A 2865-nucleotide genomic window follows, 5' to 3' on the forward strand; every position below is an offset into this window, starting at 1 on the left:
CACACAGATTGACACAGATAAAAGAGATTGAAGAAGCATGTTTTTTCCTTGCGGGAATAAGAACCCGCAAGGAAAAGGCATCAGCCGCTTGCGCGGCGGGGGAGCACCTAAGCTTAGTGTCTAAAAATGAAACAGTCCCAGTGCCAAGTGCTGAACCCCCGTCATGGCTCAAATTTTTCTTGTTTTTTATGACAGGGTTTTAGGAGTAAGTCACTAAAGTCTCAGATTGCCTGCGGCCAGATCTTCCAGTCCCGAGATATCCAGAAGGGTTACCTTCTTGCCTGCTGTTTCAATGTATTCCTCTTCGTTCATTTTGCGTATCACCCGGGACAGAGTTTCGGGGATGGTGCCCAGAAAGCCGGCCAGCTGGGATTTGTTCAGATCCAGGTCGAATTGATCTTTTCCCAGGTTTTCCCTGATGAGCAACAGATGTGTGGCCAGCCTGGCGGGTACCTCCTTGAGGCTCAGTTCTTCCACCTTGCCCACCATGTTCCTCAAGCGCATGGATAAAAGGCCCAGCAGATTCAGGCCCAGGTCAGGGTTTTCGCTGATAAGGCGTCTGAACTGTTTGCGGGGGAAAAAGAGAAGATTGGTATCCTCAAGACACAGGGCACTGGCAGGAAAGTTTCTGCCTGCAAAAACGGCAACTTCGGCAAAGACCTCCCCGGGACCGAAGATGTGCAGAATATGCTCCTTGCCCAGGGGGGAGGATTTGTAGATTTTTACTTTGCCCTGGACTATCCCGTAAAATCCCTCACCGGGATCGTTTTCCTGGAAAATCATCTGGTTGGCCTTGAAATGCCTGGTGCCGGTAATGGCAGAAAGGGCCTTTTGATGCTCCGGTTCCAGGGAAGCAAAGACCGGAAATATGTGCAGGTCATGGGACATTTACTGGTTCTCCTGAACGATTACATGCTCCCTGAGCGGATCGGCATATTTTGAGGCAAAAAATTCTTGTCTGTTGTTTTGACTTAAGTCAAGGCATAAAAAGTAATGAAGCTTATTTTGACTTTCAAGTCAACAAGTTTAAAAAGGATGTATACTCGACTGTCTGTGCAAGACAGCAGGAAGTCGCAGGAAAAACGATTGATTCAGGACGGCATATGCTGTAAAACAGTAACCTAAAATAGGAGGTATTTATGAAAGTCATGAATATATTTGAGGAAGGAACGTTCAGCGACAAGGCCATGAAGAAAAACCTGGTACACGACAGCCCGTATTTCAGAATTATCAACTTCAATTTCAGGGCCGGGCAGGAGCTGCCCATACATTCCCATGAACTTGAAGGCGAACTAAGCATTCAGGTGCTGGAGGGTGAAGGCGAGTACCTGGCAAAGGACAGAACCCTTCCGGCCAGAGCCGGAGATATACTGGTCTGTGCCATCGAGGAGCCCCACGGTATTCGGGCTGTGACGGATATGCGGGTTTTGGTGACCATTGCTCCTCCGATCTGATTCCGGATTGCTTTCAGGGTGGCGATATAACAGCCAAAACCCAATACCAGATTCAGGATCTTAAAACAAAGAAAGGAGGTGAGTGTATTAGAGTTCAGATTCAGGAGAGGATTAGCAATCCATTATATTTTAACCTAAGGAGGGGGCCATGACCGAAAAAACTAACCGACAACATGGAGCAAGTAAAGCCACGGTGCTTGCTGCCCTGCTGGTCGGTGTGGCTTTAACCCTGGTAGCCGGATTCACCTTCAGCCATACTGATCAGGCGCAGTTCTGCGGCAGTTGTCATGTTATGTATGAGCCTGTGCGCACCCATCAGCAGTCCCCGCACGCCAAGCTGGACTGCAATGAGTGCCATGCTCCGCATTCCGCCATGCCCAAGGCGGTGTTCAAAGCCTGGGCCGGGACCAAGGATATTTACAAGAATACATTCGGGGAGGTCGGGGATATCATCCGGCCATCCGACAGAACCAGGGATGTGGTCAACAGGAACTGCATGAACTGTCATTCCATGACCGGGCTCAATGTGGACGCGGATGTGGCCAAGGACCGGTGTACGGATTGTCACCGTCAGGTACCGCATTTGAGGAGCACTCCCGTAGCCGACAGGAGGGTGGCTGATGAATAAGAAGTATTTTATCTGGATCTTGGCAGGGTTGTTTGTTTTTATTTTTTCAGGATGCAGCGAAATTCCTGAAGCAGAAACCCCCAGTTATGAAACGGATCTAACCGAGGAAGAGGCCGAGAGAAACAGTGCTTTTGAAGACTATTTTCCTCTTCAGTATGCAACATATCAGCAGCTCAAGGCCGAGAATTTTGACCACGGGGACGGGCAGATGACCGAATATGGCGGATCTGTTGCCCATGAAAAACATCTGTGCGGCGATCTTCCCCAAGCCTACAAGTACTGTCAGCCATATCTCAAGAACCTGTGGCTGGGTTACCCTTTCAGCTACGAGTATAACCGGGCCAGGGGACATGCCAATGCCATATACGATCTCCTGGATATCGACCGTATCAACCGCTACAGCGAACAAGCCGGACTGCCGGCAACCTGCTATAACTGCAAAAGCAACAAGATGCCCGGATACATCGATGAATACGGAGATGACTTCTGGGCCATGGAGTTCCACGATTTCCGCGAGGATCACGATCTGGAGGACCATGCCATCGGCTGCAACACCTGTCATGATCCCCAGGACATGAGCCTGCGCATTGTCAGCGTTCCCCTGACCGAAGCCCTGGAAAGACAGGGTGAGGACTGGAGGGATGCTTCCCGCAACGAAATGCGCTCTCTGGTCTGTGCCCAGTGCCATGTGGAGTATTACTTTCAGCACGAAGAATTCGGAGCCCCGGCAAAGCCTGTTTTTCCCTGGGATAAGGGCAAGAATCCAGAGGATATGTATGAATA

General features: G+C 50.1%; 5 protein-coding genes. 4 read left to right on the forward strand and 1 reads right to left on the reverse strand.

The genetic code is table 11. The features are described from left to right. Positions 1-203: hypothetical protein (locus QZP87_RS02975; RefSeq protein ID WP_291321430.1), on the forward strand; the 203-nt coding region annotated here is incomplete at its 5' end. Between the two features lie 10 nt (positions 204-213). On the opposite strand, the gene QZP87_RS02980 is transcribed toward QZP87_RS02975, so the two are convergent. After that, positions 214-888 carry a Crp/Fnr family transcriptional regulator gene (locus QZP87_RS02980; RefSeq protein WP_291321431.1) on the reverse strand — a complete coding sequence of 225 codons (675 nt, stop codon included), beginning with the start codon at positions 886-888 and terminating at the stop codon, positions 214-216. 251 nt (positions 889-1139) lie between these two features. On the opposite strand from QZP87_RS02980, the gene QZP87_RS02985 reads away from it, so the two are divergent. The 3 genes from QZP87_RS02985 to QZP87_RS02995 all read left to right on the forward strand — a co-directional run. Continuing rightward, a complete protein-coding gene (locus QZP87_RS02985; RefSeq protein WP_291321432.1) occupies positions 1140-1454 on the forward strand; it encodes a cupin domain-containing protein in 315 nt (104 codons plus the stop codon). A gap of 148 nt (positions 1455-1602) precedes the next feature. Next, the gene (locus QZP87_RS02990) at positions 1603-2082 is read left to right on the forward strand and encodes a NapC/NirT family cytochrome c (RefSeq protein WP_291321433.1); all 480 of its coding nucleotides are present in this window, start codon (positions 1603-1605) and stop codon (positions 2080-2082) included. After that, the coding region (locus QZP87_RS02995) for an ammonia-forming cytochrome c nitrite reductase subunit c552 (RefSeq protein ID WP_291321434.1) at positions 2075-2865 on the forward strand (791 nt) is incomplete at its 3' end. The genes QZP87_RS02990 and QZP87_RS02995, both read left to right, overlap by 8 nt.

Origin of the sequence: Desulfonatronospira sp., from assembly GCA_003563255.1 — a bacterium.
Lineage (GTDB): Bacteria > Desulfobacterota > Desulfovibrionia > Desulfovibrionales > Desulfonatronovibrionaceae > Desulfonatronospira.

Excerpts from the sequence above, each read along its gene's own strand:
- QZP87_RS02980 (WP_291321431.1), bottom strand. The coding sequence starts at position 888 with ATGTCCCATGACCTGCACATATTTCCGGTCTTTGCTTCCCTGGAACCG.
- QZP87_RS02985 (WP_291321432.1), top strand. The coding sequence starts at position 1,140 with ATGAAAGTCATGAATATATTTGAGGAAGGAACGTTCAGCGACAAGGCC.
- QZP87_RS02990 (WP_291321433.1), top strand. The coding sequence starts at position 1,603 with ATGACCGAAAAAACTAACCGACAACATGGAGCAAGTAAAGCCACGGTG.